This is a genomic window from Curtobacterium sp. MCJR17_055 (genome assembly GCF_003224335.1).
GTDB lineage: Bacteria > Actinomycetota > Actinomycetes > Actinomycetales > Microbacteriaceae > Curtobacterium.
The window spans coordinates 28,420-42,488 of sequence record NZ_QKLF01000007.1; the positions used below are offsets into that span (position 1 = coordinate 28,420).

Consider the following 14,069-nt stretch of genomic DNA (forward strand, 5'->3'; position numbering starts at 1 on the left):
CGGAGGCTCGGCGGGCCTCCCGGCCACGCCGGGGTCACCGGGCCGCGACGCGACCCGTCCCGTGGGTCGTCAGCCGCGCGGCGAGACGGGCAGCGGCACGCCCGCCTCGTCCCAGGCTTCCTGCGGCACGCGGCCGGCACCGTGCGGCACCTGCCCACGGACCCAGCGGTCGAGGACGCCCTCGCGGATCTCCTCCGCGACGAGGCCGAAGCAGAAGTGGTCGCGCCAATCGCCGTTGATGTGGATGTACCGGCGGCGCAGGCCCTCGTACCGGAACCCGAGCTTCTCCACGACGCGGAGGCTCGGGGCGTTCTCGGGACGGATGCAGATCTCGAGACGGTGGATGCCGACGGAGCGGAAGCAGTGGTCGGTCGCCAGCGCGACCGCGGTCGGCGTCACGTTGTGGCCGGCGGCGTCCTGCACCACCCAGTACCCGATGGAGGCGCTCGCGAGCGACCCGTACGTGATCCCGGAGACGTTCAGCTGGCCGACGAAGCGTCCGTCCAGTTCCATCGCGAACGGGAGGCCCAACCCGGCCCGGGCGTTGGCCTGCAGCGCGCGGATGCTCCCCTTGACGTCGGCGGACGCGAACCCGGAGGGGTTCGTCGCCTCCCACGTGCGGAGCCACGAGCGGTTGCCGGCCAACGCCAGGTCGAGCTCACGGGCGTCGCGGATCCGGAGGGGGCGGATGGTGACTCGCCCGTGGGTGAGGGTCGGGATCGTCGTCATCGCTTCTGGTTCCTCCGGGGTCCCGCGCTCGGCGGGACGGGTGTCCCGCACGGGGCCGGGGTCACCGGACCCGTGCGGGATGGGTCGACTCATTCGCCCGCGTTGAACTCCTTGAGCCAGGACTTGAGGTCCGGGCCGAGGTCCTCGCGGTCCGAGGCGAGCTGCACGATCGCCTTGATGTAGTCGAGTTTGTCACCGGTGTCGTAGCGGCGTCCACGGAAGACGACGCCGTACACGCCACCTGTCCATTCCTCGGCGCTCGCCATCTTCATGAGCGCGTCGGTGAGCTGGATCTCGCCGCCCTTGCCGGGCTCCTGCTTCTCGAGGACGTCGAAGACCTCGGGGCGGATGACGTAGCGGCCGATGATCGCCAGGTTCGACGGGGCCTCACCCTGGGCCGGCTTCTCGACCAGGCCGGTGATCTTCACGACGTCGTCGGTGTCGGTCTCCTCGACGGTCGCGATGCCGTAGAGGTGCGTCTGCGACGCCGGGACCTCGAGCAGGGCGACGACCGTGGCGTTCTTCTCGCCCTGGACCTCGATCATGCGCTTGAGCAGCGGATCGCGGGCGTCGATGATGTCGTCACCGAGGAGCACGGCGAACGGCTCGCGGCCGACGTGCATCTTCGCGCGGAGCACGGCGTGACCGAGGCCGAGCGGGTCACCCTGACGCACGTAGTGCATGTCGGCCAGGTCCGTGGACTGGTTGACCTTCTGCAGCTTCTCGTGGTCGCCCTTCTTCTTGAGGGTCTCCTCGAGCTCCGACACGTGGTCGAAGTGGTTCTCGAGCGCGTTCTTGTTGCGCCCGGTGATCATCAGCACGTCGGTGAGTCCGGCGTCGACCGCCTCCTCCACCACGTACTGGATGGCCGGCTTGTCGACGACGGGGAGCATCTCCTTCGGCATCGCCTTGGTCGCGGGGAGGAAGCGCGTGCCCAGCCCTGCGGCGGGGATCACTGCCTTCGAAATCTGGAAGCCCATGGACAGACCGTATCCGAAACGCATTTCGCGGGCATGTCAACTGATAGGAGGACAGGCAGATCAGCGGGAAGCCGCAGTACCGGCGCTCGCTACACTCTTCGCCATGACCGCCGATCTCGGGAACGAGAAGCGCGCCCTCCGAGCCGACCTCCGGCAGCGGCGACGCAGCCGGACCTCGACCGTCCGCGACGCCGACTCCCTCGCCCTGACCGCAACGCTGCAGCGCTTCGTCGAGGAACGCCAGATCACCTCGGTCGCGCTCTACCTGTCGGCGCCCGACGAACCCGACGTCCGTCCCTTCCTGGCCTGGGCGTTCGAGCGGGGCATCCGGGTGCTCCTGCCGATCACCCGCGAGGACGGGCTGCTCGACTGGGCGGTCGGCGACGGGTCCTCGGAGCGCGAGGGACCGTTCGGCATGCCGGAGGTCGTCGGCGAGGTGCTCTCCCCCCTGGCGATCAACGACGTCGACGTGATCATCACGCCGGCCGCCGCCGTGGGGCACGACGGCGTCCGGATGGGGTGGGGACGCGGGTACTACGACAAGACCCTCGGGTCCATGGCCAACCGCCCGCCCGTCTATGCTGTGGTGTTCGACACGGAGTACCTCGACGAGGTCCCGCGCGAACCCCACGACGAACCCGTCGACGGCATCATCACGCCGTCGCGCATCATCACGTTCCGGAGCTGACGTGCCCACCTACTCGTACCGCTGCACCGAGTGCGGCAACGCGTTCGACATCAAGCAGGCCTTCTCCGACGCCACGCTCACCGAGTGCCCGGTGTGCGGCGGGGTCCTGCGGAAGGTGTTCTCGCCCGTCGGTGTGACCTTCAACGGTGGTGGCTTCTACCGGACCGACTCGCGCGCGACGCCGTCGGGGTCGGGATCCGGCTCGTCGTCTGGTTCCGGCTCGTCGTCGGGGTCGGGCTCGTCGTCGGGGTCGTCCGGCTCCTCCGGGTCCTCGTCCGGCTCCGGGTCGTCCTCCGGGTCGGGGTCGTCCTCCGGGTCCGGGTCGTCCTCCGGGTCCGGGTCGTCCTCCGGGTCGGGGTCGTCCGCGTCCTGACCGGCCCCGCGCCTCCTGGTTAGGTTGGACCGGGCCACCGCGCGGTGGCCGTCCACGACAGAAGGGGGCTCGCGTGAAGGGCTTCAGGGAGTTCCTGCTCCGCGGGAACGTCATCGACCTCGCGGTGGCGGTCGTCATCGGTGCCGCGTTCACCGCCATCGTGACGGCGGTCGTGACGGCGTTGATCAACCCGCTCATCGGTGCGGTCTTCAACGCCTCCAGCTTGGACAAGGCCCTGATCGTGTCGTTCCCGACCGTGTCCGGTGGCGACACCGAGCTGCTGTTCGGCAAGGTGCTCGGCGCCGTCCTGAACTTCGTGATCGTCGCCGCGGTCGTCTACTTCGCGCTCGTCGTGCCGGTGAACCACCTCAAGAAGGTCGCGTTCGACCGGACGAAGCACGACGAGGAGCAACCGCCCGCGGACGTCCCGCCGACGGACGTCGAGGTGCTCCTCGAGATCCGCGACCTGCTGCGCGCCCAGCAGGGTGCCGAGCCGGGTGTCGGCGGGCACGGGGCGCACGTCGCTCCGGCGGACGCACCCGAGGGCGCCGGCATCGCCGGAACGACGAAGCTGTAGGCGGGCGCGGCGCCGGTGCTAGCGCCGGGAGGGTCGGCCTACGCCGGAGCGCGCTGCGCCCGGTGCTTCCGGGCCATCTCCCCCGCGTACTGCAGCCCGGCGAGGACGTGCCCGACCGTGCCGAGCCAGACGAAGACGAGACCGACGTCCCGGACCCAGTGGTGGTCGGCGGCGACCGACGTCGACGAGAACAGCAGGACCGGCAGCCCGACGAACAGCAGCGCGGACCGGATCTTGCCCGTCCACGTCACGCGGAGGTCCGGGTTGCCGCGGAACCACGCGCTCGAGAGCGCCAGGAGCGCCAGGTCGACGGCCACCACGACCACGACGATGATCCACGGCAGCAGCCCGACGAGCACGAGCGACAGCACGATCGCCACGATCGCCAACCGGTCGGCGATCGGGTCGAGCGTCTTGCCGAGCTGGGACTCCTGGTGGAGTCGTCGCGCCAGGAACCCGTCGGCCCAGTCGCTCACGCCGAGGACCACCAGGGAGGCCAACGCCCATCCCGGGTGTCCGGCGACGACCAGCCCGACGTAGACCGGGATGAGGGCGAAGCGCACCAGCGTGATGAGGTTCGGCAGCGTCTGCCAGTCGGGCCGGGTCCGCCGGGAGGGCTCCGTCATCACACGCTTCCGTTCGGGGTGGGTCACTGCAAGGGTACCGGTCCGACCCGTGCACTCGTCGGTCGCACCCGACCGGCGGCAGGCCGTCCTCCGTCAGGCGGGACGGTCATCCCCAGTGCGGCGGCCGGTCGCGGAGGAGCCGGTCGTCGTTCTCGCCCGTGCCGTGGCGCGCCGGTTTCGGTTCCGGCGCCGGTGTCGGGTCGCTGCCGGGGACCGCACGGGTCGTGACGCGCCTGCCGGAGCGGGACGAGCCTCCCGGCCCGGTCGACCGCGGCAGGGCGGGTGCCGGGGTCGCCGCGGGGTCGGTGGCCGCCCCCGACGCGTCTCCTGCCCGGGACGCACCCGCGTCCGGTGTCCACGTCCCCGTCAGGTGGTCCGTCGTCGAGGTCACCGGTCCTGCCTGCCGCGAGGCCCGGCGTGGGACCCTGGCGGTCATCGGCGTGCGGGCACCGGCGGGATCGAGATCTCCTGGGTGGCACCGCGGTCGACCCCGAGCACCTGCGCCACCGTGTTCGCCACCCGGTCCGGGTCGGAGAACAGCTGGAACGCGTGCACGCGGACGTAGTGCCAGCCGAGACGACGGAGCACCTCGGGACGGAGCCGGAGCGACTCACGCAGCGACCCCTTGACGAGCGACGCATCGGTCTCGATGGTGACGCAGACCCCGCCGTGCGCGGCGACCAGGCCGAGCTTGCCGCGGTGGCCGAGCGCGACCGGGATGCCGCGCATCTCGAGCCGCCGGGCCAGGTCGACGAGCAGCGGGTCGGAGTCGTCCGGCACGTACTCAGCGGTGGTCCGGGCGCGGACCTCGGCCAGGATCTCGGCGAGGGCGACCGTGCCGTGCCCCATGCGCTCGGCCTCGATGTCGGACGGCTGGAAGCACGTGACGATGACCATCGACCGACGGGCACGGGTCATCGCGACCGCGAGCAGCCGCTCACCGCCGGGCTTGCCGAGGGGACCGAAGTCGCGGAGGACCCGACCGTGCGGGGTCCGGCCGTAGCCGATGGAGAACACGACGCGGTCGCGGCTCTGCGCCACGGACTGCTCGAGGGTGGCGACGATGAACGGCTCCGGACGGTCACCGATGACGAACTCGGTGAGGTCCTTGTGGCCCTGCGCGGCAGCGAGCACGGCCTGCTCGACCCGGACCGCGTGCTTCGCTGAGGCCGTGATGACCATGAGCGACTCGGTCGGACGGGTGCGGGCGTGCTCGATGACGTGCCGGACGACCCGGTCCACCTCGGCGTCGACGCTCTCGACGGCACCGGACTCGGGGTCCGGCACGGCCTTGCCCTCGCTGACGTAGTCGAGCGCGATCGAGCCGTGGCCGAGGAACGAGCCGGCCCAGGGCAGCGACTCGATCCGTCCGCCGTAGAAGCGACGGTTGACCAGCTCCGCCAGGTCCTCGCCGCCGGCCCGGTACGACCGGGTCAGCGACAGGGTGGGCAGGAGCGTGGACAGCTTCGCGAGGGCCGAGTCGGCGTGCAGGGCGTCGAGCGTCTCCTCGTCCACCTGCAGCGCGCGGTGGTCCGGGTCCACGGCGATGCGGAACGGCGACGGCGTCTGCGTGACCGGGTCACCGAACACGACGGTCTGTCGGGCGCGACGGACGGCGCCGACGGTCTCGGCGATCGTCACGGCACCGGCGTCGACGAGGATCACGGTGTCGAACGGCATCGTGTCGGCGATCTGCGCGACCTCGTACGGGGAGGCGAGCCAGACCGGGGCGATGGCGCGGGACAGGTGCGGTGCGGAGTCGTGGAGCAGACGCGACGTGATCGCGCCCTCCTTGAGCTGCGTCTTCAGCGCGGAGGACTCCTCCGGCCAGTCGACGAGCCCGACCTTCCAGTTCTCGGCGAGCTGCCACGCCAGGCCCTGGGACACCCCGGCCGCGTGCGCGTCGTCCACGAGTCGGAAGTCGGCCTCGACCCGGTCGAGCATGTCCGTGTTCGCACCGAGCAGGGCCCGGTCGGACTCGAGCATCGTCTCGAGCGCGGACTGCCACCAGGCCAGCTCGAGCTCGGCGGGCACCTGCACGTCCGGCACGTGCCGGTTCGCCAGGTCGGTGAGCAGCGGCTCGAGCTGCAGGTCGCGGAGGGTCTGCATGAGCTCGGTGCGCTCCTGCAGGTTGTGCAGGACGTCGGACTCGGCGGCCAGTTCGGCGATCGTCGGGACGAGCTCGTCGATCGGCAGGTTCGCGAGCTGCTGGTCGCGGCTGGTGCGACCGAGCGGCTCGTCCAGTCGGGACAGGTCCTCGACGACGTTCGAGAACAGCACCTGGACGTCGGCTATGCCGGTGGGGACCTCGGGGTTCACGCCCGCGGCCACGTAGCGCTGCCAGAGGACGCGCTGCTGCTGGACGCGGGTGAGGGCCTCGTGCAGGTCGGACACGTGCACGCCGGGACGGACGTACTCGCGGGCGAGCTTCTTGAGCCGACGGCGGTTCGTGCTCGACATCGGCGCGCCCTCGCCCCGGGGAGCGGTCGCGGCGACGAGTTCGGACACCGACCGGTCGAACACGATCGGCAGGAAGCGGTCGAGGGTGTCCCGGATCTCGGTGAGCAGGCGGAGGTAGATGCCGAGCTCGTTGATCGTCGTGAACTGCCGCATGTGCGTCGACGCCACGAGGTCGTGCGCGCGCTGCAGGAGGGCCGGCAGCGCGCCGCCGTCGAGTTCCCGCGCGGTCGCGTGGGCACGCTGGGCGCCGTCGCTCGAGGTGAACCTCGCGCCGTACCAGGGCGAGTCGTCGGGGCCGTAGCGGAACTCGCCGAGGTTCGCGGCGCTGACCATGGTCTCGGCGACGCGGGCGCGACCGGTGACCATCGAGACGACGGACTGCTTCGACAGCCGGGCCGTCGTGGACGGGGCGACCGGCAGCAGGGACAGGCGGGAGAGCTCGACCAGGCAGTCGAGCACGCTGACCCCGAAGTCGGGGTCGGTGCGGGTGAGGGCACCGCGGTAGTCGGTGAGGACCTTGCGGAGCCGCACCAGGGCGTCGTCGACCTCGCGGAGGTTCGGTCGGCTCGCCTTCTCGTTGCGGGCGATCGCACGGACCACGTCACGGCGGAGCGTCGCCGGGGTGACGGCGACGCCAGGCAGGTGCACCTCGCCGAAGCGGGCCGCGATGCCACGGAGCGTGGCGCGGCGCGGGCTGACGACGAGGACGCGCTTGTTCGCGGCGACCAGGCCGCCGAGGGCGTTCACGATCGTCTGCGTGCCGCCGGTGCCGGGGAGCGTCTTCACGACGATGGAGTTGCCGGCCGTGATCTGCGCGATCACGTTCTCCTGCTCGTCGTCGGCGTCGAGCAGCAGGGTGTCCGTCTCCGGGCTGCGCTCGTCCGACGGCGTCTGCTCGACCGGGTGGTACGACTGCTCGACCTGCCACTTGGCGCTCGGGTTGCCGGCGAGGGCGTCGAGCACCGGGTGCGCGAGGTCCTTCGTGTCCTCAACGAGACCGGTCGCGACCTCGGCGAACGTCGACACGACGAGCCGGGCGTGCACCGAGAAGCCGGGGATGTGCGCCGTCAGGCCGCGGAGCCGGTCGATCACCGGGTTCGGGGTGAAGGAGCCGTCCTGCTGGGCGAGGGCGACGAACGACTGCGCGTCGAGGGTGATGCCGAACTGCTCGCGCAGCGCGTCGGCCAGGCCCGGGTTGAGCACCGGTTCACCGAGCAGCCGGACCTCGAAGTCGCGGCCGTGTCGTCGGATCGCGAGCGGGCGGAGCAGGACCGGGCCCCGGTGGTGCTCGTCGCCGTGCTCCCAGTCCGCGATGCCGATGCCGAGCTTGACGGCGTCGATCCCGCGGACGGTGGCGAGCTCGGTGCCCTTCGCCTCGACGTGTCCGGCGGCGACGCGGGCGGCCCGCAGCGCGACCTCGTCGCGGATCAGGCTCGAGAGCAGCGTGGTCTTGCCGGTGATGAACTGGGCCAGACCGCCCGGATGCGTCGTCGAGAGTTCGATGCGCGCGCGGGGGTGGTCGGCGAAGTGCACGAGCGGGCTCGTCCCACCGACGCCGGCGAGCTGCTCGCGCCACGCGTCCCACGCGGGCTCGGCCGCGTTGCCCGCGGTCAGCCGCGGGTCGCCGAGGCTGATCGCGTGCGGGCTCGTGACCTGGAGCTCGGGGCGCAGCGGGGACTGCTCGTCGGGCAGGTCGGTGCCCTCGACGGGGGCGTCGTCGTTCACGTCGTCCTCATCGTCGGTCGCCCTGTCCACTCTCCACACCCGCCCACTGTAGGCGGAAGCGCTGCGGCACTCTGGCAATGAGCCCGCTGTTTCGGCGTTTCACCCGACCCGGATGCGCTGTGGTGGACCGCCCCGCCGCCGCGCCGGGGCCGGGAGGCGCGGGTGTGGTACCAACGGTGCATGGCCACCGACGACCGTCCTGTTCCGTCCACCCCTGCCGTGTCCCGGCGTCGATCGGTCCCCGCCGAGATCTCGCGCTCCTGGCTCCTCGTCGCCGGCACCGCCGCGGAACGCTTCGAGCGGGCCACCCGCTCCCGTGCCGACCAGGTGATCCTGGACATCGAGGACGCCGTCGACCCCGCCGCGAAGCCGTCCGCCCGCACCACCGTCGCCGCCTGGCTGGCCGGTGGCGGCGAGGCCTGGGTGCGGATCAACGACGTCACGACCGAGTTCTGGGAGGACGACGTCGAGGAGCTCCGCGGCCTGCCCGGGCTGCAGGGCGTGATGCTCGCGAAGACGGAGTCCCCGGCGCAGGTCACCGACACGTGGCACCGGCTCGGCGGACACACCCCCGTGATCGCGCTGGTCGAATCGGCGCTGGGCATCGAGGAAGCGGTGTCGATCGCCCGCGCGCAGGGGGCGTTCCGCCTGGCCTTCGGGAGCGGCGACTACCGCCGCGACACCGGCACGAGCGCGGACACCCTCGCGATGGCGTACCCGCGGTCCCGCCTGGTGGTGGCGTCCCGTGTCGGCGACCTGCCCGGACCGATCGACGGCCCCACCGTCGGTTCCTCGCACCCGATCCTGCGCGAGCAGTCACAGGTCGCGGTGTCGCTCGGCCTGACCGGCAAGCTCTGCCTGGACACCGAGCAGCTCCCCGTCATCAACGAGGTCATCTCGCCGACCCCGACCGACGTCGCCTGGGCGCAGGACTTCCTCGACGACTTCGAGGCGCGCGGACGCGTGATCCGCGACGGGTCGGACCTGCCGCGACTCGGACGGGCGCAGAAGATCCAGCGCCTCGCCCAGGCGTTCGGGGTGGAGGCGCGGTAGGAACGGTGCCATGACCTGGTCGAACGTCCCCGGATCCGGACCGCAGCAGCACCCGGGCGCCCGGCAGCACAGCGAGGCCGAGCGCGTCGCGTGGGAGCAGGGTGCGACGTCGCTGTTCCCGCCGGCGAAGATCGCGGACCGGGTGTCCACCGTCCTGCTCCTGGCGGCCGGCGCGGTCCTCACCGCGATCGCCGCGGTCGCGGGCGTGATCGCCGTGGCCTCCACGACCGCGTCCTGCGGCGCCGACGACGGCTGCTCCCCCGGCGGGACCGTCGGCGGTGCGGCGATCGCGGTCGGCGGAGCGTTCGTCATCGGGGTCGTCACGCTCGTGTTCGCGATCCGCGCCTGGATCCGGCGACGGACGTCGTGGTGGATCGCCGGGATCGGCTTCGTCCTGACCGTCGCCGTCGTCACGTGGGGGACGGTGCTCGTCGTGCAGGCGCTCGACGAGCAGGGCGTCGGCCCGGGGCGCGGCTTCGACACCGCACAACTCCCCGTCCCCTGAGCCGCCCTGCGTCCACGGCTGGACGTCCGCCGACCGGCGCGGCGCATGCTGGGCCCATGAAGCAACGAGTCATCGGAGACACGTCCGTCAGCGCCATCGGACTCGGCGGCATGCCGATGTCCATCGAGGGCCGGCCGGACGAAGCGCGCTCCGTCGCCACCGTCCACGCCGCCCTCGAAGCCGGTGTCACCCTCATCGACACCGCCGACGCGTACCACCTCGCCGCCCACGACGAGGTCGGCCACAACGAGGAGCTCATCGCCCGGGCCGTCCGCGAGTACGGCGGGGACACGTCGGAGGTGCTCATCGCCACGAAGGGCGGCCACCTGCGGCCGGAACCCGGGGCCTGGGCACAGAACGGCGACCCCGCCTACCTCAAGGAGGCCGCGAAGGCCTCGGCGAAGCGTCTCGGCGTCGAGGCGATCGGCCTCTACCAGTTCCATCGCCCGGACCCGGCCGTCCCGTACGCGGACTCGGTCGGTGCGCTCGCCGAACTGCTCGACGAGGGCGTCATCCGCATGGCGGGCATCTCGAACGCCACGGTCGACCAGATCCGGCAGGCGAACGAGGTCCTCGGCGGCCGTCTCGCATCGGTGCAGAACCGGTTCTCCCCCGTCTTCCGGTCCAGCGAGCCCGAACTCGAGCTCTGCGACGAGCTCGGCATCGCGTTCCTGCCGTGGAGCCCGCTCGGCGGCATCGCCGGTGCGGCCGACCTCGGCACCACCGCCGAGGACTTCGCCGTCCTCGCCCGGGAGCGGGACGTCACCCCGCAGGTCATCGCGCTCGCGTGGGAGCTCGCGAAGAGCGACGTCGTCATCCCGATCCCGGGAGCGTCCCGCCCGCAGTCGATCCTCGACTCCGTGACGGCCGCGACCGTGAAGCTCCGTCCGGAAGAGGTCGAGCGTCTCGACGCGTCGCGTCCGGAGCAGGCCGCGTAGGTCCACCGCGCGCCGCGGCGAGCCGACCGGATCGCGCACCACGGGCCTCCCGTCCGGACGACGGGAGGCCCGTGGTGCGTCCGTCAGCGGACGGCGCCGCTCAGGACGCGCAGGTCGAGTCGAAGTCGGTCCCGGCCGTCTGGACCGCCGTGGCCGAGTCCTGGAACGCGCCGAGGTCGGCCGACTGCGGGTCCTTCGTGATCGCCTCGAGTCGCGTCACCATGTCGCCGTAGGCGCTCTGGAACGCCTCGGCCTTGCCCTTGACCTCGGTGTTGCTCACCGCGTCGACACCGGCGTCGATGTCCGCGTCGAGCTCCTTGAGCTTGGCGACCGCGGCGTCGGGGTCGGACTGCAGCTTCGTGGCCTCGGACTGCAGCCCCTCGGCCGCCGACCGCACCTTGCTCTCGAAGGCGGCGCACGCGTCGGCCTTGGACTGCGAGCCCGACTGCTCCTCGGCGGCCTTCGACGGTGCGCTCGAGGACCCGCTCGTGGCGCCCTGACCCTGGGTCCCCTCGGCCGTCGTGCTGCCGCCGGAGGAGCAACCGGCGAGCAGGACCGCGGCGAGCGCTGCGGTCGCGAGGACGGAGACGTGCTTCGTGGACATGGGATCCCCCCTGGTCGGTGTGGGGCCGCCGACCGGAGGCCCCGTTCCGCCCCGACAGTACTGATCGGATGCTCAGGGAGTGCGGGACGGCCACCCCCGTCCGCCCAGCCCCGTCTGCCCCGTCCCGTCCGGGGACGCGCGTACGGTCGAGGGATGCGTGCCATCACCATCTCCCAGCCCGGCGACGTCGACGTCATGTCCCTCGGTGAGCTCCCCGACCCGGTGCCCGGCGAGGGCGAGGTCCTCGTCGAGGTCGCGGCGGCCGGCGTCAACAACGCGGACCTGCAGCAGCGCCAGGGGAACTACCCGCCGCCGCCCGGAGCGTCCGACGTGCTCGGGCTCGAGGTGTCCGGGACGATCCGTGCGCTCGGCACCGGCGTGACGGGCTGGTCCGTCGGAGACCGCGTGTGTGCGCTCCTCAGCGGCGGTGGGTACGCGTCGCTCGCCGTGGTGCCGGTGGCACAGCTCCTGCCGGTGCCGGACGGGCTGGACCTGGTGTCCGCCGGCGCGCTCCCCGAAGCGGCCTGCACGGTGTACTCGAACATCGGGATGCTCGCCGGACTCCGGCCGGGGCAGACCCTGCTCGTCCACGGTGGGACCGGGGGCATGGGATCGCACGCAGTGCTCTGGGCGAAGGCCCTCGGCGCCCGGGTGGTCGCGACGAGCGGTGGCGCGCGGAAGGTCGCGGCCTCCCGCGAGCTCGGCGCGGACCTGGTCGTCGACCACCGCGAGGAGGACTTCGTCGAGCGTGCCCTGGCCTTCACGGACGGTGTCGGCGTGGACGTCGTCCTCGACGTGGTCGGTCCGTCGTACCTGCACCGCAACCTCGAGGTCCTCGCGCCGAACGGGCACCTCGCGATCATCGCCGCCGGGTCCGGGCCGGACGCGACCCTGCCGATCGGCCAGCTCATGCGGAAGCGCGCCTCGGTCAGCGGCACGACCCTGCGGGCACGACCGGCTGCCGAGAAGGCCGAGATCGTCGCTGCCGTGCGGCGGGACGTGTGGCCGTTCGTCGAGGACGGCCGTGTCCGTCCGGTCGTGGACACCGTGCTGCCCCTCGCCGACGCGGCCGAGGCGCACCGGCGTCTGGCGTCCGGCGACGTCGTCGGGAAGCTGCTGCTCGCCGTGTAGCGGCGGCGGCGGTCACACCGTCGACGGCCGTGCCGCCGCTACGCGTGCACGCGCGCCAGGAACGCCCGGAGCGCCGGGTGCTGCGGGGCGTCGAGGACGGCCGCGGGAGCGCCCTGCTCGACGACCTCGCCCTCGTGCAGGAAGACGATCCGGTCGGCGACGTTCCGGGCGAAGTGCATCTCGTGCGTCGTCATGAGGATCGTCGACCCCTGCTGCTTGAGCTCGGTGACGAGGTCGAGCACCTCGCCGACGAGCTGCGGGTCGAGGGCGCTCGTCACCTCGTCGAGCAGGAGCAGCTCCGGGTCCGACGCGACGGCCCGGACGATCGCGACGCGCTGCTGCTGCCCACCCGACAGACGGTCCGGGTACGAAACGGCGAAGTCGCCGAGCCCGATCCGGTCGAGCAGGCGGCGAGCCGTCGCCTCGGCGTCCGCACGGGAGGCCCGGTGCACCTTGCGCGATGCGAGGGTCACGTTGTCGAGGACGCTCATGTGCGGGAACAGGTTGAACTGCTGGAAGACGACGCCGATCCGTGCGCGGGTGGCGTCGACGTCGACGCGGGGGTCCGAGACGTCCTGGCCCTGGAGGAGGACCTGCCCGTCGTCGATGCCCTCGAGCAGGTTCACGGTCTTGAGCAACGTCGACTTGCCGGAGCCGGACGCCCCGATGACGCAGATCACCTCGTGTCGGTGCACGGTCAGGTCGATCCCGCGCAGGACAGGTCGGTCGCCGAAGGACTTGCGCAACCCACGCAGTTCGAGGACGGGAGCGGTCTGCTCGGTCACACCGTGCCTCCGATCTGTTCACGCTGCTGCTGCTTCCGGGCGACGGCATCCGTGACCCGGATGAGCGGCAGGCTGATGAGGACGAAGAGCAGGCCGGCGACCAGGTAGGGCGTGAAGTTCGTCTGCTCAGCCTGCGCGATCTGGGCGCTGCGGACGGCGTCGACGGCGCCGAGGATCGAGACGAGCCCGACGTCCTTCTGCATCGACACGAAGTCGTTCATGAGCGCCGGCGTGACCTTGCGGATCGCCTGCGGCAGCACGACGAGCCGCAGCGTCTGCGCGTGGGACAGGCCGAGCGACCGGGCGGCCAGGCGCTGGGACGGGTGCACCGCCTCCATGCCGGCGCGGAGCACTTCGGCGACGTACGACGAGTAGGTCAGCACGATCGCGATGGTGCCCCAGAACTCGGGCGCCAGCCGCGGGAAGACCCCGAGCCCGGGCAGGCCGAACCCGACCAGGTACAGCACGATGATGAGCGGCAGGCCGCGGAACAGGTCCGTGTACCCGGTCGCGAGCATCCGGAGCGGGAAGAACACCGGGCTCCGCAGGCCGCGGACGACCGCGAGCAGGGTGCCGAGCACGGCGACGCCGATGCTGGCGGCGAACAGGATCCGGACGTTCAGCCAGAGCCCGAGCAGGATGTCGGGCAGGGTCTCCCACGCCACCTGCGGGTCGAAGAACGACCGCTGCACCGCGGCCCACCCGGGGGTGTTGACCACGCCGACCCAGACGAGCGCGACGACCACGAGCGTCGAGACGACGGACACCACGACGGAACGGCGGCCGCGCTGCTGGCGGTAGAGCTGCCGCTCGCGTTCGACCTGGCTGGGTGCCGGGGCGGCGACGGGCGCGCCCACGCCCGCCGGACCGCCCGCACCGGCGGGCAGGGTCATGC

14 protein-coding genes and 1 pseudogene are annotated in these 14,069 nt (G+C 72.1%); 7 read left to right on the forward strand and 8 right to left on the reverse strand.

The genetic code is table 11. From position 1 onward, the window contains the following. Nucleotides 1-69 precede the first annotated feature (69 nt). Nucleotides 70-729 carry a GNAT family N-acetyltransferase gene (locus DEJ16_RS15050; protein ID WP_110824056.1) on the reverse strand — a complete coding sequence of 220 codons (660 nt, stop codon included), beginning with the start codon at nt 727-729 and terminating at the stop codon, nt 70-72. An 89-nt stretch (nt 730-818) separates the two neighbouring features. After that, nucleotides 819-1,709, reverse strand: a complete 891-nt coding sequence (gene galU / locus DEJ16_RS15055) for a UTP--glucose-1-phosphate uridylyltransferase GalU (RefSeq protein ID WP_110824057.1) — start codon at nt 1,707-1,709, stop codon at nt 819-821. A 103-nt stretch (nt 1,710-1,812) separates the two neighbouring features. On the opposite strand from galU, the gene DEJ16_RS15060 reads away from it, so the two are divergent. Together DEJ16_RS15060 and DEJ16_RS16075 are read left to right on the forward strand one after the other, a co-directional pair. Further along, the gene (locus DEJ16_RS15060) at nt 1,813-2,397 is read left to right on the forward strand and encodes a 5-formyltetrahydrofolate cyclo-ligase (RefSeq protein ID WP_110824058.1); all 585 of its coding nucleotides are present in this window, start codon (nt 1,813-1,815) and stop codon (nt 2,395-2,397) included. Between the two features lies 1 nt (nt 2,398). Further along, nucleotides 2,399-2,491: pseudogene (locus DEJ16_RS16075) on the forward strand (FmdB family zinc ribbon protein); the annotation flags it as partial. Nucleotides 2,492-2,553: 62 nt separating this feature from the next. On the opposite strand, the gene DEJ16_RS16080 reads toward DEJ16_RS16075, so the two are convergent. Then, the gene (locus tag DEJ16_RS16080; RefSeq protein WP_309146417.1) at nt 2,554-2,826 is read right to left on the reverse strand and encodes a hypothetical protein; all 273 of its coding nucleotides are present in this window, start codon (nt 2,824-2,826) and stop codon (nt 2,554-2,556) included. A 17-nt stretch (nt 2,827-2,843) separates the two neighbouring features. On the opposite strand from DEJ16_RS16080, the gene mscL reads away from it, so the two are divergent. Next, the gene (gene mscL / locus DEJ16_RS15070; RefSeq protein ID WP_110824060.1) at nt 2,844-3,347 is read left to right on the forward strand and encodes a large conductance mechanosensitive channel protein MscL; all 504 of its coding nucleotides are present in this window, start codon (nt 2,844-2,846) and stop codon (nt 3,345-3,347) included. Nucleotides 3,348-3,385: 38 nt separating this feature from the next. On the opposite strand, the gene DEJ16_RS15075 is transcribed toward mscL, so the two are convergent. Then, a complete protein-coding gene (locus DEJ16_RS15075) occupies nt 3,386-3,973 on the reverse strand; it encodes a CDP-alcohol phosphatidyltransferase family protein (RefSeq protein ID WP_110858063.1) in 588 nt (195 codons plus the stop codon). Nucleotides 3,974-4,405: 432 nt separating this feature from the next. Further along, on the reverse strand, nt 4,406-8,158 hold the full coding sequence (locus DEJ16_RS15085) for an AAA family ATPase (protein WP_375232130.1): 3,753 nt from the start codon (nt 8,156-8,158) through the stop codon (nt 4,406-4,408). Nucleotides 8,159-8,338: 180 nt separating this feature from the next. Here DEJ16_RS15085 and DEJ16_RS15090 point away from each other — a divergent pair, with 180 nt between their 5' ends. From DEJ16_RS15090 to DEJ16_RS15100, 3 genes are read left to right on the forward strand one after another with little or no spacing between them, the layout of a single operon-like run. Beyond that, a complete protein-coding gene (locus DEJ16_RS15090) occupies nt 8,339-9,211 on the forward strand; it encodes a CoA ester lyase (protein WP_181419629.1) in 873 nt (290 codons plus the stop codon). Nucleotides 9,212-9,221: 10 nt separating this feature from the next. Continuing rightward, a complete protein-coding gene (locus tag DEJ16_RS15095) occupies nt 9,222-9,716 on the forward strand; it encodes a DUF6264 family protein (protein WP_110824065.1) in 495 nt (164 codons plus the stop codon). A 56-nt stretch (nt 9,717-9,772) separates the two neighbouring features. Then, the gene (locus DEJ16_RS15100) at nt 9,773-10,654 is read left to right on the forward strand and encodes an aldo/keto reductase (RefSeq protein WP_110824066.1); all 882 of its coding nucleotides are present in this window, start codon (nt 9,773-9,775) and stop codon (nt 10,652-10,654) included. A 100-nt stretch (nt 10,655-10,754) separates the two neighbouring features. Here DEJ16_RS15100 and DEJ16_RS15105 read toward each other — a convergent pair whose 3' ends face one another. Further along, on the reverse strand, nt 10,755-11,258 hold the full coding sequence (locus DEJ16_RS15105; RefSeq protein WP_110824067.1) for a hypothetical protein: 504 nt from the start codon (nt 11,256-11,258) through the stop codon (nt 10,755-10,757). Nucleotides 11,259-11,411: 153 nt separating this feature from the next. On the opposite strand from DEJ16_RS15105, the gene DEJ16_RS15110 reads away from it, so the two are divergent. Continuing rightward, nucleotides 11,412-12,389 carry an NAD(P)H-quinone oxidoreductase gene (locus DEJ16_RS15110; protein ID WP_110824068.1) on the forward strand — a complete coding sequence of 326 codons (978 nt, stop codon included), beginning with the start codon at nt 11,412-11,414 and terminating at the stop codon, nt 12,387-12,389. A gap of 38 nt (nt 12,390-12,427) precedes the next feature. Here the strand turns inward: DEJ16_RS15110 and DEJ16_RS15115 are convergent, their stop codons facing one another. Further along, nucleotides 12,428-13,174, reverse strand: coding sequence for an amino acid ABC transporter ATP-binding protein (locus DEJ16_RS15115; RefSeq protein WP_110824069.1), 747 nt, complete (start codon nt 13,172-13,174; stop codon nt 12,428-12,430). Next, nucleotides 13,171-14,067, reverse strand: a complete 897-nt coding sequence (locus DEJ16_RS15120; protein WP_110824070.1) for an amino acid ABC transporter permease — start codon at nt 14,065-14,067, stop codon at nt 13,171-13,173. Before DEJ16_RS15120 ends, DEJ16_RS15115 begins: the two co-directional genes overlap by 4 nt. Between the last annotated feature and the right edge of the window lie 2 nt (nt 14,068-14,069).